Genomic DNA, 20,537 nt, shown 5'->3' with positions numbered 1-20,537 from the left:
TAAGTACCAACGCCCTCACGGGACGGGATGATGAGCGACGCTGGCGACGAACTGGACCTACGCGAGCTCGACGACGACGAGCTGGTCAAGCAGATCCAGGACGATCTCTATGACGGGCTCAGGGAAGAGGTCGTCGAGGGCACCAACATCCTGCTGGAGCGGGGCTGGACCCCGTATCGGGTGCTCACCGAGGCGCTGGTCGGCGGCATGACCGTGGTCGGCATCGACTTCCGCGACGGCATCCTGTTCGTGCCCGAGGTGCTGCTCGCCGCCAATGCCATGAAGGCCGGCATGGCGATCCTGCGCCCGCTGCTGGTCGAGACGGGCGCGCCGACGGTCGGCAAGATGGTGGTGGCCACCGTCAAGGGCGACATCCACGACATCGGCAAGAACCTGGTCGGGATGATGATGGAGGGTGCCGGGTTCGAGGTGATCGACCTCGGCATCAACTGCGACGTCGACAAGTTCTTCGCGGCACTGGACGAGCACAAGCCGGACATCCTCGGCATGTCGGCCCTGCTCACCACCACCATGCCCTACATGAAGGTGGTGATCGACACGCTGATCGAGCGCGGCCGGCGCGACGACTACATCGTGCTGGTGGGCGGTGCCCCGCTCAACGAGGCATTCGCCAAGGCGATCGGCGCCGACGCCTATTGCCGCGATGCCGCGGTGGCGGTCGAGACCGCAAAGGAGTTCATGGCGCGCAAGCACAACCAGCGCGGCCTGGTGAGCTGACGGAGCCGGGCGCAGCCGTGTGCCAGCGGAAGTCCACCCTGATCCTCGCCTGCGGCGCGCTCGCGCGCGAGATCCTGGCGCTGGTCCGCGTGAACGGGCTGGACCATGTGCGGCTGCAATGCCTGCCGGCCCAACTGCACAACCAGCCGCAGCTCATCCCGGGCGCGGTACGTGACGCCATCGCGCGGCACCGTGCTGACTATGACCGGATCCTGGTCGCCTATGGCGACTGCGGCACCGGGGGCGAGCTGGACCGGGTGCTGGCCGAGGAAGGGGTCCGGCGGATCGAGGGCGCGCACTGCTACGCCTTCTTCACGGGCTTCGACCGGTTCGAGCAATTGGCGGAAGAGGAGGTCGGCACGTTCTGGCTGACCGACTTCCTGGCGCGCCAGTTCGACACGCTGGTCTGGCAGGGCCTGGGGCTGGACCGGCATCCGGACCTCCTGCCCCTTTATTTCGGCAACTATCGCCGGATCGTCTATCTCGCCCAGACCGACGACCCGGTCTGCCTGGAGCGGGCACAGGCGGCGGCGGCGCGGCTGGGCTTGGAGTTCCGGCATATCCCGGTGGGTTTCGGGGTGCTGGACGACTTCGTGAAGGCCGCCGCTGGCGGAGAGGATGATGGCGGATCGCATCGTGGTGTTCTGGCGGGACATCCCCGCCCAGGTGATCGTCAAGCAGGGCCGCAGGACCGCCAAGCGGGAACTGCCGGCCCGGTTCTCGGAAGCGATCGACCGGGCGGCGATGCGGGCGAAGCTCACCGGTACCGACGCCTATCTGGAGCAGTGGCGCCGGGCCGCGCCGGTCGCCTGCGGCGACGATCTGGAGGCGGAAGCGCAGCGCGCGCATGACGAGCTGGACGCCGCCTACCCGCAGGAGCGCGTCCGCGCGCTCGTGAACAATGGCGGCAACGAGCCCTCACCGGCCTGACCTGCCGCCCCTTCCCTTTTTGCATCGGACTTGAAGATGACCACCCGCACCGTCGTGTCCTCCCGCACCAAGACCGTCACGATCGGCTTCGACCAGCCGTTCTGCGTGATCGGCGAGCGGATCAACCCGACCGGGCGCAAGAAGCTGGCGGCCGAGATGGCGGCCGGCGACTTCTCCACGGTGGAGCGTGACGCCCTGGCCCAGGTCGCGGCCGGCGCGCACATGCTGGACGTGAATGCCGGCATCCCGCTGGCCGACGAGCCGGCGATCCTGGCCGACACCATCAAGCTGGTGCAGTCGCTCACCGACGTGCCGCTCTCGATCGACAGCTCGATCGTGGCGGCCCTGGAGGCGGGGCTGGCGGTGTATCAGGGCCGCCCGCTGCTCAACTCGGTGACCGGCGAGGAGGAGCGGCTGGAAGCGGTGCTGCCGCTGGTCAAGAAGTATGACTGCGCGGTGGTCGCGATCTCCAACGACGAGACCGGCATCTCCGAGGATCCGGACGTGCGCTTCGAGGTGGCGAAGAAGATCGTCCGCCATGCCGCCGATTACGGGATCAAGCCGCACGACATCGTGGTCGACCCGCTGGTCATGCCGATCGGGGCGCTCGGCAATGCCGGTGTCGCCGCGTTCCGGCTGATCCGCCGGCTGCGCGAGGAGCTGAAGGTCAACACGACCTGCGGCGCCTCCAATGTCAGCTTCGGCCTGCCCAACCGCCACGGGCTGAACGCCAACTTCCTGGCCATGGCCGCAGGTGCGGGCATGACCTCGGCGATCATGAACCCGCTGCACGAGCCCGAGATGCACGCGATCATGGGCGCCGACGTGATGCTCGGCAACGACCCGCACTGCGCCAAGTGGCTGGCCAAGTTCCGTGAGCCGGCACCGGAAGGCGGCAATGGCGGCCGGGGCGAGCGCGGCGAGCGTCGCCGCCGCCGCGCTGCCGCCGCCGAAGCCCCCGCCGCCTCCGCCGACCCGAACGAGATCATGCCATCGTGACCGACGCCCTCGTCGTCTTCACGCCGTCCGGCAAGCGCGGCCGCTTCCCGGTCGGCACTAGGCTGCTGGAAGCCGCGCGCAAGCTCGGTGTGGACATCGATTCGGTCTGCGGCGGCCGGGCTTTGTGCGGCCGCTGCCAAGTGACGGTCGGCGAGGGTTCGTTCGCCAAGCACGGCATCGATTCCTCGGCAGCCCACCTGAACGGCTTCACCGCCACCGAGGAGCGCTACCGGCAGCGCAAGGGCCTGGTCGAGGGCCGGCGCCTGTCCTGCCAGAGCCTGCTCGAGGGCGACGTCGTGATCGACGTGCCGCCGGAAAGCCAGGTCCACAAGCAGGTGGTGCGCAAGCGGGCGGAAGTCCGCGAGATCGCGCTCGACCCGGTGACCACCCTGCACTTCGTCGAGGTGCAGGAGCCGGACATGCACGACCCGCGCGGCGACCTGGAGCGCCTCCTGGAGGCGCTGCGCACCCAGTGGCAGTTGGAGGGGCTGAGTGCCGATCTCCATGTCCTCCAGGGCCTGCAGAAGGCACTGCGCAAGGGCGGCTGGCAGGTCACCGCCGCGGTGCGGGATGGCAGACGGATCGTCTCGGTCTGGCCGGGCCTGGTCGAGCGGATCTTCGGTCTCGCGGTCGATGTCGGCTCCACCACCATCGCCGCCCATCTCTGCGACCTCGGCACCGGCGAGGTCGTGGCATCGTCTGGCCTGATGAACCCGCAGATCCGCTTCGGCGAGGATCTGATGAGCCGGGTGTCCTATGTGATGATGAACCCGGGCGGCGAGGTCGAGATGACCAGCGCGGTTCGCGAAGCTCTGGCGACGCTCGCCGGCGAGGTGGCGCGCGAGGCCGGGATCGAGCCGGACCTGATCATGGACGCGGTGCTGGTCGGCAACCCGGTGATGCACCACCTGCTGCTGGGCATCGATCCCACCGAGCTGGGCGGCGCCCCCTTCGCCCTGGCGCTGGACAGTGCCCTGGACCTGCGCGCCGCCGATCTGGGCCTGGACAGCGCCATCAACCGGGGCGCCGGAGTCTATGTGCTGCCCTGCATCGCCGGCCATGTCGGCGCGGATGCGGCGGGCGTCGTCCTTTCCGAGACGCCCTATCTGCGCGACGAGGTCTCGCTGGTGGTGGATGTCGGCACCAATGCCGAGATCGTGCTGGGCAACAAGGACAAGCTGCTGGCCTGCTCCTCGCCGACGGGACCGGCCTTCGAGGGTGCGCAGATTTCCGGCGGGCAGCGTGCCGCACCGGGTGCGATCGAGCGGGTGCGGATCGACAAGGACACGCTGGAGCCGCGCTTCAAGGTGATCGGCTGCGACCTGTGGTCGGACGATCCGGGCTTCGCGGCGGCCACGCGCAAGACCGGCGTGACCGGCATCTGCGGCTCCGGCATCATCGAGGTGCTGGCCGAGATGTTCCTGTGCGGCATCATCAGCAAGGACGGCGTGATCGACGGCGGCATGGCCTCCCGCACCCCGCGGATCGAGCCGGACGGCCGGACCTTCTCCTATCTCTTGCGCGACGGCGAGCCGCGCATCCGGATCACCCAGACCGACGTGCGCGCCATCCAGCTCGCCAAGGCCGCCCTCTATGCCGGCTCAAAGCTGCTGATGGACCATTTCGGCGTTACCCATGTCGACCGGGTGATGCTGGCCGGCGCCTTCGGCAGCCATATCGACACGACCTATGCCATGGTGCTGGGCCTGATCCCGGACTGCGACCTCACCAAGGTCCAGGCCGCCGGCAACGCGGCCGGCACCGGTGCCCGCATCGCCCTGCTGAACAAGGCGGCGCGGCGCGAGATCGAGTCAGTGGTGAAGCGGATCCAGAAGATCGAGACGGCGATCGAGCCGAATTTCCAGCAGCACTTCGTCGAGGCGATGGCGTTCCCGCACAAGACCGCCGACTATGTCCACCTGACCAAGGCGGTCACGCTGCCCGCACCCAAGGAGCTGGCAGCCGAGGAAGGCGAAGGACGCCGGCGCCGGCGGCGCGGCTGACCGGCCGGCACGTCAGCGGTGCCGGCGCCGGTAACGGCGCTGTACACCGTGGACGGGAGCAAGGGCCAGCATGAGGATGGCGGCGCTGGCCAGTCCGCCGACGAGACCCTGGAGGAGCATCATCCTCTCCATGGAGCTGCGGTTCTCCAGTCTCAACCGCAAGCTGCTTTCAAGGTTCCGGCCGCTGCCGTCATTCAGGGGTTCAGTTCGGGCGCCCGCCGTAGTACCGCGCCCCGACGCGCAGGCTTGAGGAGGCTCTGGAAACATATGGCCGACATCAACTATCTCACCGCGATCCGGTTCGACTTCGGCGCAGTGAACGGGCTGCCCGAGGATCTGAAGGCGCTGGGCATCACCCGGCCGCTGCTGGTCAGCGACCGGGGCCTGGAAAAGGCGGGGCTGGTCGGGCGGGTCCAGGAACTGCTCGGGCAGGACGTGCCCCTGTTCCTGGATGTCCCGAGCAACCCCACCGAGGCGGCGGTGAAGGCGGCCGCCCTCGCCTATCGCGAGGCCGGGTGCGACGGCATCGTGGCGCTGGGCGGCGGTTCGCCGATCGATCTGGCCAAGGGCGTGGCGCTGATGGCGACCCATGAGGGTCAGCTCGCCGACTACGCCATGATCCTGGGCGGCCTCACCCGGATCACCGCCAAGGTCGCTCCGGTGATCGCCGTGCCGACCACCGCCGGCACCGGCTCGGAAGTCGGCCGCGCGGCACTGATCACGCTCGATGACGGCCGCAAGCTGGGCTTCATCAGCCCGCATGTCATCCCGAAGAAGGCGGTGTGCGACCCGGAGCTCACGCTGGGCCTGCCGCCCGGTCTGACCGCGGTCACCGCGATCGACGCGCTGTCCCACTGCGTCGAGACCTTCCTCTCGCCCAGGATCAACCCGCCGGCCGATGCGATCGGCCTGGACGGTGCCGGCCGGGTCTGGCGCCACATCCGCCAGGCCTGCCAGGACGGGGGCGATCGCCAGGCCCGCTGGGAGCTGATGATGGGCTCGCTGCAGGGCGGCCTGTGCTTCCAGAAGGGCCTGGGTGCGGTCCACGCCCTGTCCCATGCGCTGGGCGGCCTGAAGAGCCCGGTGCTGCACCACGGCACCCTGAACGCGCTCCTGCTGCCGCCGGTGCTGCGCTTCAATGCCGGCCATGTCGGCGACAAGATGGAGCGGCTGAAGGTGGCCCTCGGGCTCGGCGCCGGCGAGGACCTGGCCGACGCCTTCGCGGCCCTGAACCGCGACCTGGGCGTGCCGGCGAGCCTCAGCGCCCTCGGCGTCGGCCGTGACGTGTTCGACCTCGTGATCGAGCGCGCCCTGACCGACCACAGCCATGCCACCAACCCGCGGGCGGCCACCGCCGCGGACTACCGGCAGATGCTCGAGGAGGTTTTCTGAGGAGGCAGCCTGGCCCCTCAGCCGCCCGGCATGGTGCAGCACTTCTCGCAGGCGTGCTCGATGGTGATCGGCCTGCCGATCACTTCGGTGCCCAGCCGGGGGCCCCGTCAGGTGGCGACCCCGCCGCATGCCCGGTCGGGCTCGCGCGCGGGCGGGTGCGTGAGCCCGGGCACCGCAGGCGTGGGCAGCACCTGCGGTGCCGGCACCGGGGCGGCGGGCAGGACGTCATCACCGACCCCGGCGTGGCGCAGCATCGCGCGGGCGATCTCGCGCTCGCCCAAGATGGTCTCGCTGGCCCCGAGTCCGGCCAGATATTCCAGCTCGGCATCGGAATGGGCACGGGCCAGGATCTCCAGGGTCGGATTGGCCCGCCGGGCCTGCTCCACCACTTGGCCGGCTTCGAAGCTCTGGGCGATCGCCACGAACAGTCGCCGGGCATTGGCGAGGTTGGCGGCTTCCAGGACGCGCGGGTCCGCGGCATTGCCGCTCATGACCTCCGCCCCGTCGAGCCTCGCCAAGGCCGCAGGCTCGTCGCGGTCCTCGATCACCAGGAACGGCTCGGCCGCATCGCGCAGGCCGCTGCCGACCACCCGGCCCACCCGGCCATAGCCGACCAGGACGGTGTGGCCGGACAGGTCGGTCGGCGCCGGGACCGTCCGGCTCTGCGGCGGTGCCGCCGGGATGGGTGCCCGGCGTTCCTCCGGCTCGACCGGCGCCACCCGGTCCGACAGCGCGAAGGCCAGCGGGTTCAGGAGGATCGAGATGATCGCCCCCGCCAGGATCAGGTCGCGCCCCATCTCGGGCAACAGCCCGGTCTGGACGCCCAGGGTCGCCAGGATGAAGGAGAACTCGCCGATCTGCGCCAGACTCGCGGAGATGGTGCAGGCGGTGGAGACCGGCCGCCCGAACGCGCGCACGATCAGGTAGGCGGCGATCGACTTGCCCACCAGGATGATCAGCAGCGTGCCCAGGAGCTGGTAGGGCGCCTCGAGCACGATGGCCGGGTCGAACAGCATGCCGACCGAGATGAAGAACAGGACCGCGAACGCGTCGCGCAGCGGCAGCGTCTCCTGGGCGGCGCGCTGGCTGAGCGGCGACTCGCTCAGGATCATCCCGGCGAAGAAGGCGCCAAGCGCAAAGGACACGTCGAACAGGGCGGTGGCGCCGTAGGCGACGCCCAGCGCAATCGCCAGCACGGCCAGGCGGAACAGCTCGCGAGAGCCGGTATGGGCGACCCAGTGCAGCAGCCGCGGGATCACCCGCCGCCCGACCACGAGCATCAGCGCCACGAAGGCGACCACCTTGCCCAGCGTGAGGACCAGCATGCCCCACAGGCCCAGGTCCAGGCGGGTGACCAGCGGCCCGGCGCCGACCTCGATGTGCTCGGTGACCTCGGTGCCCTGGATGGTGTGGGCGATCACCGGGATCAGGACCAGGGCGAACACCATCACCAGGTCCTCGACGATCAGCCAGCCGACCGCGATCCGCCCGCGCTCCGTCTCGACCAGGCGCCGTTCCTGGATGGCGCGGAGCAGCACCACCGTGCTTGCGACCGAGAGCGCCAGGCCGAACACCACGCCGCCGGCCACCGGCCAGCCCGCCAGGAGTGCGAGGGACAGGCCCAGCAGGGTCGCAACCGCGATCTGCGCCACGGCACCCGGCACAGCGATCAGGCGCACCGACAGCAGGTCCTTGATCGAGAAATGCAGGCCCACGCCGAACATCAGCAGGATGACGCCGATCTCGGCGAGCTGGTTGGCGAGGCCTTGGTCGGCGACGAAGCCCGGCGTGAACGGGCCGACCGCGGCACCCGCCAGCAGATAGCCCACCAGCGGCGAGATCCTCAGCCGATGGGCGATCGCGCCGAAGAAGAAGGCCAGCACCAAGCCGACACAGATCGTTGCGAGCAGTGGCGCGTGGTGCATGCGGCTCCAGACCAGGGTCGACGGGGGGGACAACGGCTGCGGCTGGAGCCCTATCTATATGCGCAGGGCGAGCCCACGGGGCAACTTGAAACGTATGGTTGATACTGCTTCCGTCGCCGCCTGCGGCCCGGTCAGATCATCAGCTCGACCACGCCGATCTTCATCAGCCAGCCCAGGTGGTAGGTCAGGATCATCGCGGCCTCGCCGCTCTCCCCGCCCACCAGCTCCTCGAAGCTGACGCCGGCGGCACCGGCCGTCGTGATCCGCTCCATCAGGGACCGGCTCCTGGGTCCGTCGCACGGCACGCGGTTGCGCAACTGGACGATGTCCAGCGCCATCAGGTCGGGGCCCGAGCCCGTCACTGCCCGCGCGGTCGCGCGCACGCGCAGCCCCGCCTGCATCACCCGGCTGGGGTAGTTCTGGAACAGCTCCAGCGGATTGCGCCGCCAGGGATTGGCCGCCGTCCGGCGTGGTGCGGGCTGCGCCTTCTTGCGCAGCTTCTCCAGGTCGCGGAACAGGTTCTGGTAGGCGGCGATCACGGTGGACCAGTCATAGAGCGCCCGCGCGCGCTCCCGCCCGGCCCGGCCCATGGCCTGCCGCCTGGCCGGATCGGCCAGCAGGGCCACGAATGCGTCGCGCGCCGCCCCGACATCCACCGCGGTCGCCAGCGCTGCGACCGCGCAATAGGTGTCGTAGGTCTCGTAGCCGTCCTCGAAACGCTGGGCGAGCCAGGTTCCGGCGGCCGGCGGCGGCGTCACCGTCGGCACCAGCACGCCGCATTCGGGCGCCACGGTCTCGCGGTAGCCGTCCCAGTCCGAGCCCACCACCGGCAGGCCCGCGGCCATTGCCTCCACTGGGGTCAGGCCGAAGGTTTCCTGGATGTTGTCGGCAAAGCTCACGAACAGGTCGGCCGCGAACCACAGGCCGGAGCGCAGCTCGGGCTGCCGGCCGTCCAGCACATGGTGGACGATCCGGGGGGCCAGCAGGCGCTGGGCTTCCTCCCAGTGGCCCTGGCGCTTCTCGTCGGTGAACCAGCCGGCCTGGATCAGGTGGACCCGGCCGGACAGACGCGGGCCGAGCTCCGCCACCGCCTCGTCCAGGCCTAGGAACATCGGCAGCGGGTGGGCCTTCACGTAGGCATTCAGCCGGCCGAAATAGAGGACCGCCACGTCCTCCTCGGCGATGCCGAGCTTGGCCCGCAAGGCCCGGCGCGCCTCGGCCGCGGCGGGTGTGTCGGCATCGAAGCTGTGCGTGTCGATGCCCAGCGGGATCACCGGCAGGTTCAGCTTCGGCCGGCGGCTGGCACCCAGCCGTTCCTGGAGATAGGCGAAGGTGCCCTCGACCTGCCGCCGGACCATCGCCTGCACGGCGCTGGAGGTGCAGATCACCGCATCCCAGGGCTCGACCGGGCCCGTCACCAGCTCGCCCAGCGCCCGCATCGCCCCCACCGACGCAGTGGTGTGGGTGATCCCGACCAGCGACCAGCGGCGCGGGTCGCCGCGCCGGCGCCGGTAGGCCAGATCGGCCAGACCCGGGTCGGCGCGGAACAGCGTGCCGGTCGCCTGGACTGCCGTAGTGTCGGCCGGGGTCGCCAGCGCCAGCAGACGGCGGTCATGGCCGTCGATCCGGCGGACCGCCTCGGCGAACGCCGCCCGCTCGGCCGCCCGCTCGACATAGCCCACCGCCACGTCGACCTGCCCGTGCTGCAGCCAGGCCCGGAAGAAACTCTCCGTCGCGGCCTGACGGCCCATCAATCGCGGCTGATCTGTCCTGAAGCTGGTATCCTCGAACTGAATCGCCGCATTCATCGGCATGAAGCCCCGACCCTCGCCTTCTGCAACTGTTCACGTTCCGGTTGTGTGTACCACGGCTGCGTGCAGGACGTCAGGTTATCCGGAACGATTCAGCAGGTACTCTCTTGCCGCATTGACGAGGCTGGCCAGGCGGTCGGAGCCGCCCTTGTCCGGATGGACCTTCGCCATGACCCGGCGATAGGCGGCTTCGATCTCGGCCCGGCCGGCACCCGGCTGCAGCCCCAGCACCTCCAGTGCCGTCGTCTCGTCCATGCCGGCGGACCCGGCCGTGGCACCGGCGCCACGGTGCGCGCCGGATCGTGCGCCCTGCCGCCAGTCCGGGGCCATCCGGTCCAGCCAGGTCTCGATCAGCGGCAAGGATGCAGGCTCGGCCGCCGCCAGTTCCTCCCGCAACAGGAGCAGCTCGGCCAGGTCCAGCGAGGCCAGCTCCCGGCCGGCGAACCGCCCCTGCCGCACCTGTCCGCTCAGCTCGCCGCTGGCCCGGTCCAGCCGCATGGCGAGCCATGCGGTCTCCACGCTGGACTGGCCGGCAGCGTCGGCCTCCTCCAGCGGGTCCGGCGGGCGCCGCTGCTTGGCCAGCCGCACTGTCGTGAGCGCCACCGCACCCACCAGTGCCGCCAGCACGCCCAGGCGCCCGAACGCCAGCAGGCCCATGCCCGCCATGGCCGCGAAGCTCGCGAGGAACAGCCGGAGCGCGCTGGCGAGTGCCTGCGGCGAGGCGCGGGCGAAGCTGCCGGCGGCATACCAGCCGGCGATCAGCAGCCCCGCCGCACCCAGGATCCATACCAGTACGATCATTTGCCGATCTGCTGGGCGATCTGCCGGACCGTGCCGCCTTCGCGCGCCGCCAGCTTCTGCAGTTCGGCGGCACCGCCCGAGGCGTACACCGCAACGGCGCGCAGTGCGTCTGCCAGCGCCTGCGGCGACTGCCGGTCGAAGGGGTGGAACGCGCCGCCGCTCACCCGCGCCAGGTCGCGGAACAGCCGCTCGGCATGGCGGTCCGGCCCCTCGTGAAAGGCGAACACCGGCACCGACACCAGCCGGAGCTGCCCGGCGAGGCCCACCAGCTCGTCCACCGATTCCTCGCAGGCATCCCCCACCAGCACCAGTGCGGCCACCCGGCCTTCCTGCCGCTGCCGGAGCGCATGCCGCAGCACGCGAGCGATCTGGGTGTGCCCGGCCAGGCAGCGCACCCTGCCCATCGCTTCGATCAGCGGCCGCGGCTGGAGGTGCCAGCGCGAGGCGCGGCACTCGTCCAGCCCGCGGAAATAGACGAGCTGTACGCCGATGCCGCCGAGCGCCGCCGCGGCGTCGAACATCTGCATCTGCAGGCCGGTGGCCAAGTCCCAGGTGGCCTCGCGGGACTGGGTGGCATCCACCGCGAAGATCACGCGCGCCACGTCCCGCGCGGCCGGGGCCGGGGCCAGGGCCTGCGCCTCGGCCACGAACTTCAGGACGTCCCCCTTGCCACGGGATGCCGGTAACTTGTCGGTCATGCCGCTGATATGGCGTCGGCCGCGCGACGCGTGAAGGGCATACCGGCGGCCCGTCCCGGCCGGCGGCACGCTGCATGTTGCGGATCGCCCATGGCGCCCGCTACTCCACCGTGCTGGCCATCACTCCCTGCGCGGCACGCCCTGCCGGAGTCGCACCATGACATGGTTCCCGACCTGCTTCCTCCTGGCGACCCTGGCAGCGGCGGCCGGCCCGAAGCCGCTCTTCGCGACGGAGCCGATCGCACCGACATCCGGCAGCCGGCTGGGCACGCTGCATGCCGCAGCACCTGAAGGCGAGGCCGGGGCCATCCTGTTCCTGGTGTCCGACCTGGACGGCTGGAACGGGCTGATGGAGCAGGCTGCGACCACCCTCCCGGCAACAGGCCACGGCGTGATCGGCATCGACCTCGCCACCTGGCTTGATACCCTGGCCGCCGATTCGGCCGACGAGGGGGTGCTGCTGGCCGGCCTGCCCCTGGTCGGGCTTCCGGCAGAAGGGCCCGGCCACAGCTTCGCCCTCATCCTGTCCGGCGACGGCGGCTGGCGCGACCTGGACAAGAGCAGCGCCGGATATCTCGTGGCCTACGGCCTGCCCACGGCGGGCCTGGATTCCCTGCGCCATTTCTGGAAAGCACGGAAGCCGGCCGAGGTGGCAGGTGACCTGGACCGGATCGTGCGTCACTATCGCCGGCAATGGGGCAAGGACCGGGTGGTCATGGTCGGCTACAGCTTCGGCGCCGACATGCTGCCGGCGGTCTGGCCGCTGCTGGCGCCGCAGACCCGGGCGGCAGTCGCGCAGGTCAGCCTGCTGGCGCTGGGGGTATCGGCCGATTTCACGTTCCACTTGGCGGACCGAGCCGGCTGGGCCAGCCCGGGCGCCCGGCCGATCCCGCCCGACCTCGCCCGCATGGACAGGAGCCGCGTCCAGTGCTTTTTCGGCGCGGACGAGACGGGCTGCCGCAGCGGCGAGGCCGAGGGCACCGAGCTGACCGAGCGTCCCGGCGGCCATCATTTCGACGGTGACTGCGCGGCGATCGCGGCGACAATCCTGCCCGGCCTCGGGCAGAGGAGTGGAGGAACTTGGTGAGCGCACCTCAGGTGGCGGAGGCGACGGGAAGCGGCGAGAGCCCGGCCGGCAGGGGCCGCGCCTGGGTCACGCACCTGAAGGTGCTGGCACCCTATGTGGTGGGTGCGGTCCTGTTCGTGGTGGCGATCGCCGTGCTGCACCGCATGGTCGGCTCGTTCCACTGGCGCGACGTCACCGAGGAGATCCAGCGGATCGGCTGGGACCGCGTCTTCCTGGCGCTGTTCTTCACCTTCTTCAGCTTCGCCATGCTGGTCGGCTACGAGATCTACGGGGTCCGCTGGGCCGGCAAGAAGCTGCCGCTCCTGCACATCGCCACGGCGAGCTTCGTCACCCAGTCGATCGCGCACTGCACGGGCTTCGCCCCCTTCGTCGGGGCCGGGGTGCGCTACCGCTTCTATGTCAGCCAGGGGCTGGGCGCGCTCGACGTCGCCAAGGTCCAGGCCTTCTTCACCTTCACCTTCTCCCTGGGCGTGGCCACCCTGTCCGGCCTCATCCTGGTGCTTTCGCCCGAGACGCTGGGCCAGGCCACGCCGATCTCGACCACGCTCTGGTTCTCGCTGGGCTGCCTGCTGCTGATCATCGTGGCCGCCTACATCTTCTGGGGCTGGCTGAAGCCGCGCAGCATCGAGGTCCGCGGCCACCGGATCCAGGCGCCGACACCGGGCGTCACCATCATCCAGATCATCCTGGGCCTGCTCGATCTGGGCGCTGCCGCCACCGCCTTCTGGGTGCTGATGCCGTCCGAGCTCGGCCTGTCGCTGCCGGCCGCGATCACGGTCTTCACCGCCGCCATCATGGTGGGCGTGGTCAGCAGCGTGCCGGGCAGCCTCGGCGTGTTCGAGGGCGCGGTGCTGGTGCTGCTGCGCCCGGCCGACGACCTGATCGTGGGCGTGGTCGGCGGGCTGGTCCTGTTCCGGATCTGCTACTACCTGGTGCCGCTGCTGCTGGGCGCGGTGATCATGGGCGGGCTGGAAGTGGCGCGGATCCGGGGCTGGCTCGGCACGGTCGGCCAGATCACCCTCAAGGCGATCGGGCCGATGGCGCCGACCCTGTTCGCGATCCTGACCGGGATCGCCGGGGTGATCCTGCTCCTGTCGGTCGCCACGCCGGCAAAAGAGCCCCGCATGGATCTGGTGGGCGAATACCTGCCGCTGTTCGTGGTCGAGTTCGCCCATGTCTGGGCCAGCATGGTGGGTGCCGGGCTGCTGCTGGTGGCCCGCGGCCTGTACCGCCGGATCAACGCCGCCTGGACGCTGGCGGCGCTGGGGCTGGCCACCGGCGCGCTCGCGACACTCGCCAAGGGGCTGGACTACGAAGAAGCGATCTACCTGCTGCTCGTGCTGGTCCTGCTCCTGCCCTGCCGCTCGGACTTCTACCGCAAGAGCTCGCTGCTGGACGAGCGGCTGTCGCTGAGCTGGGTGGTGGCGATCGCGGCGGTGCTGGCGGCGATGGTCTGGATCCTGTTCTTCGCCTACCGCCATGTCGACTACAGCCACAGCCTGTGGTCGACCTTCGCCCTTGAGGCGGCCGCTTCCCGGTCGATGCGCGGCGTCACCATCGCCCTGCTGATCGCGGCACTGCTGAGCTTGGCCCAGCTCCTGCGGCCGCCGCCGGCAGCCCCCCATCCCGCGACCGCCGAGGAGCTGGACCGGGCACGGCCGATCGTGGCCAAGCACGGCTCGACCACCGCCATGCTGGTGTTCACCGGCGACAAGGCCCTGTTCTTCGACCGCACCGGCGAAGCCTTCCTGATGTACGCGGTCCAGGGCCGCTCCTGGGTGGTGATGGGCGAGCCCATCGGCCCCAAGGAGCGCTGGGCCGAGTTGCTCTGGGACTTCCACGCCCAGGTCGACCGCCATGGCGGCCGCACCGTGTTCTACCAGGTGGGCCCCGATGCCCTGCCCTGGCTGCTCGATCTCGGCCTGCGTCCGGTCAAGATCGGCGAGAATGCCCGGATCTCGCTGCCGGCCTTCGACCTGCAGGGCAAGCAACGCGGCGAGTTGCGCAACGTGCGCAACCGCGCCCCGCGCGCCGGCCTGAGCTTCGCCGTCCTGCCGCCGTCCGAGGTACTGGCCCATCTGGACGAGCTGGGCCGGGTGTCGTCGGCCTGGCTGGCCGAGCGGAAGACTCGGGAGAAGCGCTTCTCGCTCGGCCGCTTCGACGCGGCCTATCTCTCGACCTCGCCCTGCGCGGTGGTGCGCCGCAACGGCGAGATCGTCGCGTTCGCCAATATCTGGCGCTCGGGCGATGGCCAGGAGGTCGGCATCGACCTGATGCGCTTCCTGCCGGACGCGCCGCCCGGCACCATGGACTATCTGATCGTGGAAACGATCCTGTGGGCCAAGGCCGAGGGCGCTGCCTGGTTCGACCTGGGCATGGCGCCGCTGGCGGGTCTCCCTGAGCACCATCTGGCCTCGCCCTGGTCGAAGTTCGGGCGGATCGCCGCCCGGCATGGCGGCCGCCTCTACAATTTCCAGGGGCTGCGCGCCTTCAAGGCCAAGTTCCAGCCGACCTGGCGGCCGAGCTACCTGCTCTACCCAGGCATATCGCTGGCACGCGTGCTGCCCGACATCACCGCGCTGATCTCGGGCGGCTGGAGCGGCATCGTCCAGCGCTGACGTCGCGCGCCGGCTCCCGCCTCACCTAAAGCAGGAAGCCGCGGCCGATGGCGTCGTCCTCCTCCAGGGTGAAGCGGGCGGCACCGGTGAAATGGGCGCGGCCCCTCACCTCGACCCGCACGGCCGGCCTTCCGTCCAGCCGTTCCTCCCCCACCACCTGCCCGGTGAACACCGCTCCGGTCCGGCTGGCGAAGCGGCGGATGCTGCCGGCCGCCACCTGTCGGCGCCGGTGCATCAGCGCCATCCGCGCGGTCACGCCTGAGCCGGTCGGGCTCCGGTCGACCTCCCGCTCGGCGAACACGCAGACATTGGCCGACGGCTCGTGCTCGCCGCTGCCGCCATCGGTCAGGATCGTGCCGTAGAGGAAGGCCAAGTCCGGGTCGTCCGGATGGTGCAGCTCGAGCTGCGCCCGGCCAGCCGTGGTGACCCGATGGGCCAGCTCCACCAACTCGCCCACCGGCGAGCGGCCGACGTCCAGGCCGAACTGGCCGGCGTCGATCACCGCATAGAAGGCCCCGCCATAGCCGACATCGACCAGGACCGGCCCCACCCCTTCGACCTCCAGGACCCGATCCAGGCCATGAGCGAAGGCCGGGACCGAGCGGAACCGCACCGCACCGCTCTTGCCACCTTCGACCTCGACCAGCGCCTCGACCAGGCCGCAGGGGCACTGGATGCGCACGGGCGTCAGGGGCTCCCGCACCGGGACCAAGCCCTGCTCCACCGCAAACCGCCCGAGTGCGATCACCGCATGGCCGCACATGGTCGACCAGCCGGCATTGTGCATGAACAGCACCGCCAGGTCGGCATCCGGCAGGTCCGGCTCGACCGGCAGCACGCCATACATGTCGGCATGGCCACGCGGCTCCCACATCAGGAGGCGCCGCAGCTCCTCGGCATGTTCGGCCGCCCAGCGGCGCTTGGCCAGGATGGTGCCGCCCGCAGGCACCACGAAGCCCGCCGTCACGATCCGCACCGGCTCCCCGCCCGTGTGCATCTCCACGGTCTCGATCTCGGGCATGACACGCCACCCCACGCTTGCGGCTGGCGGATGGAAGCCGCTCTGCGGGCACCCTGTCCAGATGCTGCGGGCTGCAAGGGTTTGTTAACCGGGCGCGGCTAGATTGGGTGCCGGGCAGGTCGCCAACGGGTCGAGGGCGGCCGCTTCGAGCTACGGGAACAGGCAGGACGATGGCGGACAAGGCGAAGGAGCCGGCGGCGACGGCAGAGAAGGCCGGCGGCCGCGGCAAGCTCATGATGTTCGGGCTGATCGGGCTCCTGGCCCTGGCGGGTGCCGGCGGGGCCGGCGCCTATTTCATGGGGCTGTTTTCGACAGCGCCGCCTGCCGCGGCCGCGGCCCTGCCCGATCCCGCTGCCGGCACGGCCGGGGAGGCCGGGCATGGCGAGGCCGCGGCAGCGGCCGGCGGGCATGACGCCGCACCGGCGGCGCCGAAGGTGATCTTCATCGACCTGCCCGACGTGCTGGTGAACCTGAGCTCCGACACTAAGCGCATGCGCTTTTTGAAGCTGCGCCTGGCGGTCGAGGTGTCCAGCCAGGCCACCGCCAACACGGTGGTGCAGTACACGCCGCGGATCATGGACAGTTTCCAGCTCTACCTGCGCAGCCTGACCGTGGACGATTTGGGTGGCCCGTCCGCCCTGCACCGGCTCAAGCAGGAGATGCTGGCGCGCATCAACCTGGCGCTCGATCCCGGCCGGATCGACGACGTGCTGTTCAAGGAAATGCTGGTCCAGTGAGGCAGGAGCAGACGGGAGAGCCGGGATGAGCGGCAGCGTGTCGGCTTCCGGCAACGGGCATCGGGCGGACGAGCCGCCCGGCGAGGACCGGATCCTGAACCAGGAGGAGATCGACAATCTCTTAGGATTCACCGCCGGCCGCGAGGCCGGGGCGAAGCAGGGTGTGCAGGCGCTGGTGACCGCTGCGGGCGTGACCTACGAGCGCCTGCCGATGCTCGAGATCGTGTTCGACCGGCTGGAGCGGATGCTGACCACCAGCCTGCGCAACTTCACCGCCGAGAATGTCGACATCCACATCGAGAACATCTACGCGCGCCGGTTCGGCGACTATCTGGAAGGCGTGCCGCTGCCGGCGATGCTGGGCGTGTTCCGGGCGGAGGAATGGGACAATTACGGGCTGGTGACGGTCGACAGCCCGATGATCTACAGCATCGTCGACGTGCTGCTGGGCGGCCGGCGCGGCTGCTCGGCCATGCGGATCGAGGGCCGGCCCTACACCACGATCGAGGCGAGCCTGGTGGAACGGCTGATCCGGCTGGTGCTGGCCGACCTGTCCACCGCGTTCGCACCGATCACCCGGATCGACATGCGCTTCGAGCGGATCGAGACCAACCCGCGTTTTGCGGCGATCGCCCGGCCGGGCAATGCCTGCGTGGTCGTGCGCATGCGGATCGACATGGACACGCGCGGGGGGATGATCGAGTTCCTCCTGCCCTATGCCACGCTGGAGCCGGTCCGCGACACGCTGCTCCAGATGTTCATGGGCGAGAAGTTCGGCCGAGACTCGATCTGGGAGAACCATCTGGCCCGCGAGATGCGGCAGACCAGCGTCACCCTCGATGCGGTGCTCGACGAGCAGTCGGTGAGCCTGCAGGACGTGATGCGCCTGAAGGTGGGCTCGCTCCTGCTGCTGAACACCCGCCCGGACAGCGAGGTGGTGCTCCGCTGCGGTGCCGTGCCGATGCTGAGCGGGCGGATGGGCCGGCATGGCGAGCGGCTGGCGGTCCGGGTGGAGCAGCGGATCGTGCGCCGGGAGGATGGCGATGCTTGAGATGGCGCTGCAGGTGGTGCTGGTCGTGCTCCTGCTGGTTGCGATCGGCTGGAGCGCGCTGCTGCATCGTCGCTTGGCAGCACTCCGCCAGGGTGGCGATGGCATCGGCCGGTTCGTCGGCGACCTGATGACGGCGACCAGCCGCGCCGAGAAGGCGATCGGCGAGATGCGAGGGATGGCCGAGGGGCTCGGCCGGCAATGGCAGCGCCAGCGGAGCGAGGCCGAGGCACTGGCCGGTGAGCTGCGCCGGCTACTCGCCGAGGCCGAGGACGGCATGCGCGCCCTGCGCCAGGCGACCGCCCTGGCGCCAGTCGCCGCGGAGGCCGCCCGCCTTCATGCCGCGCCGCAGCCAGCAGCCGCGCCTTCGGCGGAGCCGCCGCCGCGAGCCCAGGATCCGGTCTCGCCGCACGAGCGGATCCGCCAAGCGATCCGGGACCTGCGCTGATGATGCGCCGACGGTCCAGCCAGGCCATGCCCGCTCCGGACCAGGTCCAGGCCCGGCGGGAGTTCCGGCTGGCACATGGCGGCGCCGCGTTGCGCCTGGCCCTCCTGCTGTCGCTGGGCCTGCTGGGCACGGGTCTGTGGCTGGCCCAGGATCTGCTCGCCGGACGCGGGATGGCCGGGCTGGAAGGAGCGCCGCTGGCGGAGGTGGAGCCGGCGGCAGGACCGGCGGCACCGGATGCGGAACGGCTGCCCGACCTGCTGGCGGCCGCGGCCGGCGAGATCGAGGCGCAGCGCAGCGAGCTCAGCCGGCGCGAGCAGGACCTGGCGGCGCGCGAGGCGGCGCTGCACGATCTGGCCGAGAAGCTGCGCGCGGAGGTGGCGACGCTGCAGGCGCTGCGCCAGGAACAGGACGACGCGGCCGAGCGGGCCGAAGCCGAGCAGGAAGAGCGTGCCGCGCGCCTGGCGCGCCTGTACGAGACCATGAAGCCCAAGCGCGCCGCCTCGATCCTGGACCATGTCCCGGTCGAGGAGGTGGCGGCGATCGCGCGGCGGATGCGCGACGGCAAGGCCGCCCTGATCATCCAGCAGATGTCACCTGAGCGCGCCAGCGCGCTGAGCGCCAGGCTGGCCCTGCCCTGAGGCCCACCCGGAGGACGGAGCACCGGACTACCCGCTTGGTCCTGGTGCCACCGGACCGCGAACCCGCCGGCGGCCACCTGGGATCCCGCCAGGCGGGGACCACGCGCACCTGTCCAGCCGCATGGACCGGGAGACCAGAGCCTGGCCATCGGCGCTGTCCGCCCATTGGCGAAGCAGTCGCTGATCGTCATGGCCGGACCGGATCCGGCTATCCTGCTCTTCCGAGCAGCCGCTGGATCGCAGGCAGCAGCCGGACAGGATGGCGAGGAACGAGCGTATCGCCGGTACGGGCCGCTTCAGCGACGCACGCGCTCTTCCTGCACGACACTCATCAGCGAGCGCGTCCGGGCGTGGCCCGTGCAGCGGGGCCCGCGCGACGATCCACGGATCGGACGGCAGCACCGCGGCCGTGTGCAGCATGGCCGATACCTGCCCGTTCCAGGGTCCCATCGCGGGCGGCTATCTGGGGCTTGGCAACTCCATCCGTGGGCGGCCGCGTAGCCGAGCCTTGGAGAATTGTCGCGGCCGGGACACAGGGGGGCGGATTCGTCCAGCTCTCCTTGACCCGGCCCGAGATCGGCGCATGGTGTTCTCGTGGTGGATCGTATCAGAGGGATCACCATGGCACCTTCGCCTCGACCGGGCGGGCCGGACACGTGCGCCCGGAGCGGACCTTCCTGCGGTCCGTCCTCCTGCACCGAGCGCGGGATAGCGCGGGTGCTGGCCTGCATGGTGCTGGCGGTGGGTTCCTGGATGGCCGGCCCCTGCGAGGCGGCCGGCCAGAAGCAGCGCCTACTCGACCTCACGGTGCGCCCGCCGGATCTGCATCTCCGCCAGGCGGGGCCGCTGGAGGCGGCGCTCGGGGGGCTGCACAGCCTGCGCCAGGGGCTGGCGCAGGGCGAGGCGTTCGGGGAGATCGCCCTGCAGGCCGGCGCGGTCGGCGTGGCGCTGCGGCCGGAGAACGACCGGCTGAAGCCCGACCTGTTCTACGACCTCTCCGGCTGGCGGCTGCGGACCCGGATCATGTCCGGCGACTCGCCCCTGGAGATCGACGGGATGGTGCTGCGTGCCGCGCATGCGCTGCCGCTGTTCGGCACCAAGATCGGCACGGCCGACCTGCCTTGACTGCGCCCGCGCCGTTCGGCCATCACCCCGGCGTGCCGGCGCAAACCCGTGTCCAGCCATCACCGGCTTCTCTCGAACTGGCTGGGCGGGACCTTTCGCGCTGAACCGGACGAGCGGACGACGGCTTTTGCCGATGACCGCCGCCTGTTGCTGATTGACTGTCGGCAAAGTCACTGGGATGGCCAGTTCGCAGGTTAATCAGGCATGTCGTCGCTGGAGGGCGCCATGCCTGATCGACCGTACCCTTCCGATCTGAGTGACGCGGAATGGACGGCGCTGGAGCCGCTTCTTCCGCCACCATCCCACCTCGGGCGCCCGCCGAAGTGGCCGCGACGGGTGATGGCGGAGGCCATCTTCTATCTGGTTCGCTCCGGCTGCGCGTGGCGCATGCTGCCGCGCCACTTTCCTCCATGGCCGACCGTGCACTCGCAGCTTACCCGCTGGCGCAAGGACGGCACGCTGCGGCGCATGCACGATCGGTTGCGTGAGCATACGCGTGAGAAGGAGGGCCGAGATCG

At 70.5% G+C, this 20,537-nt stretch carries 18 protein-coding genes and 1 pseudogene; 14 read left to right on the top strand and 5 right to left on the bottom strand.

Annotated elements, in window-relative coordinates; all coding sequences use genetic code 11:
- Nucleotides 1-30: 30 nt before the first annotated feature.
- The 6 genes and pseudogenes from HLA95_RS17525 (at nt 31) to gbd (ending at nt 6,062) form a co-directional block, all read left to right on the top strand.
- Nucleotides 31-738, top strand: coding sequence for a corrinoid protein (locus HLA95_RS17525; RefSeq protein WP_191058147.1), 708 nt, complete (start codon nt 31-33; stop codon nt 736-738).
- A gap of 17 nt (nt 739-755) precedes the next feature.
- Nucleotides 756-1,316: pseudogene (locus tag HLA95_RS17520) on the top strand (DUF1638 domain-containing protein); the annotation flags it as partial.
- A gap of 43 nt (nt 1,317-1,359) precedes the next feature.
- Entirely contained in the window at nt 1,360-1,668 is a 309-nt protein-coding gene (locus HLA95_RS17515; RefSeq protein ID WP_191058146.1) for a virulence factor, read from the top strand.
- 36 nt (nt 1,669-1,704) lie between these two features.
- Nucleotides 1,705-2,667, top strand: coding sequence for a methyltetrahydrofolate cobalamin methyltransferase (locus tag HLA95_RS17510; protein WP_222184010.1), 963 nt, complete (start codon nt 1,705-1,707; stop codon nt 2,665-2,667).
- Complete coding sequence (locus HLA95_RS17505) at nt 2,664-4,670, top strand: ASKHA domain-containing protein (protein ID WP_223861675.1); 2,007 nt, start codon at nt 2,664-2,666, stop codon at nt 4,668-4,670. Before HLA95_RS17510 ends, HLA95_RS17505 begins: the two co-directional genes overlap by 4 nt.
- 267 nt (nt 4,671-4,937) lie before the next feature.
- On the top strand, nt 4,938-6,062 hold the full coding sequence (gene gbd, locus HLA95_RS17500; protein ID WP_191061378.1) for a 4-hydroxybutyrate dehydrogenase: 1,125 nt from the start codon (nt 4,938-4,940) through the stop codon (nt 6,060-6,062).
- A 107-nt stretch (nt 6,063-6,169) separates the two neighbouring features.
- Here gbd and HLA95_RS17495 read toward each other — a convergent pair whose 3' ends face one another.
- The 4 genes from HLA95_RS17495 to HLA95_RS17480 form a co-directional block, all read right to left on the bottom strand.
- The gene (locus tag HLA95_RS17495; RefSeq protein WP_222184008.1) at nt 6,170-7,987 is read right to left on the bottom strand and encodes a cation:proton antiporter domain-containing protein; all 1,818 of its coding nucleotides are present in this window, start codon (nt 7,985-7,987) and stop codon (nt 6,170-6,172) included.
- Between the two features lie 131 nt (nt 7,988-8,118).
- Complete coding sequence (locus HLA95_RS17490) at nt 8,119-9,738, bottom strand: glycosyltransferase family 4 protein (protein ID WP_222184006.1); 1,620 nt, start codon at nt 9,736-9,738, stop codon at nt 8,119-8,121.
- Between the two features lie 138 nt (nt 9,739-9,876).
- Nucleotides 9,877-10,599, bottom strand: a complete 723-nt coding sequence (locus tag HLA95_RS17485; RefSeq protein WP_222184004.1) for a J domain-containing protein — start codon at nt 10,597-10,599, stop codon at nt 9,877-9,879.
- A complete protein-coding gene (locus tag HLA95_RS17480) occupies nt 10,596-11,297 on the bottom strand; it encodes a VWA domain-containing protein (RefSeq protein WP_191060433.1) in 702 nt (233 codons plus the stop codon). Before HLA95_RS17480 ends, HLA95_RS17485 begins: the two co-directional genes overlap by 4 nt.
- 157 nt (nt 11,298-11,454) lie before the next feature.
- Between HLA95_RS17480 and HLA95_RS17475 the strand changes: the two genes are divergently transcribed.
- Entirely contained in the window at nt 11,455-12,384 is a 930-nt protein-coding gene (locus HLA95_RS17475) for an AcvB/VirJ family lysyl-phosphatidylglycerol hydrolase (RefSeq protein ID WP_191060432.1), read from the top strand.
- On the top strand, nt 12,381-15,002 hold the full coding sequence (gene mprF / locus HLA95_RS17470) for a bifunctional lysylphosphatidylglycerol flippase/synthetase MprF (protein WP_191060431.1): 2,622 nt from the start codon (nt 12,381-12,383) through the stop codon (nt 15,000-15,002). The genes HLA95_RS17475 and mprF overlap by 4 nt, the downstream gene beginning before the upstream one ends.
- Before the next feature lie 25 nt (nt 15,003-15,027).
- On the opposite strand, the gene HLA95_RS17465 is transcribed toward mprF, so the two are convergent.
- Nucleotides 15,028-16,023 carry a proline racemase family protein gene (locus HLA95_RS17465; RefSeq protein WP_223861585.1) on the bottom strand — a complete coding sequence of 332 codons (996 nt, stop codon included), beginning with the start codon at nt 16,021-16,023 and terminating at the stop codon, nt 15,028-15,030.
- 170 nt (nt 16,024-16,193) lie between these two features.
- Between HLA95_RS17465 and HLA95_RS17460 the strand changes: the two genes are divergently transcribed.
- The 6 genes from HLA95_RS17460 to HLA95_RS17435 form a co-directional block, all read left to right on the top strand.
- A complete protein-coding gene (locus tag HLA95_RS17460) occupies nt 16,194-16,760 on the top strand; it encodes a flagellar basal body-associated FliL family protein (RefSeq protein WP_222184002.1) in 567 nt (188 codons plus the stop codon).
- Nucleotides 16,761-16,785: 25 nt separating this feature from the next.
- Complete coding sequence (gene fliM, locus HLA95_RS17455) at nt 16,786-17,811, top strand: flagellar motor switch protein FliM (RefSeq protein WP_191062308.1); 1,026 nt, start codon at nt 16,786-16,788, stop codon at nt 17,809-17,811.
- Complete coding sequence (locus tag HLA95_RS17450; protein WP_222184000.1) at nt 17,804-18,256, top strand: DUF6468 domain-containing protein; 453 nt, start codon at nt 17,804-17,806, stop codon at nt 18,254-18,256. Before fliM ends, HLA95_RS17450 begins: the two co-directional genes overlap by 8 nt.
- The gene (locus tag HLA95_RS17445) at nt 18,256-18,894 is read left to right on the top strand and encodes a MotE family protein (RefSeq protein WP_222183998.1); all 639 of its coding nucleotides are present in this window, start codon (nt 18,256-18,258) and stop codon (nt 18,892-18,894) included. Before HLA95_RS17450 ends, HLA95_RS17445 begins: the two co-directional genes overlap by 1 nt.
- Before the next feature lie 717 nt (nt 18,895-19,611).
- Complete coding sequence (locus HLA95_RS17440; protein WP_222183996.1) at nt 19,612-20,019, top strand: hypothetical protein; 408 nt, start codon at nt 19,612-19,614, stop codon at nt 20,017-20,019.
- 204 nt (nt 20,020-20,223) lie between these two features.
- Nucleotides 20,224-20,537, top strand: a 314-nt coding sequence (locus HLA95_RS17435) for a transposase (protein WP_222183995.1), incomplete at its 3' end; no start/stop codon positions are given.

The sequence above is a fragment of the Geminicoccus harenae genome, from assembly GCF_019800005.1.
Taxonomy (GTDB): domain Bacteria; phylum Pseudomonadota; class Alphaproteobacteria; order Geminicoccales; family Geminicoccaceae; genus Geminicoccus; species Geminicoccus harenae.
This window is presented reverse-complemented; position numbering and strand designations above follow the sequence as displayed.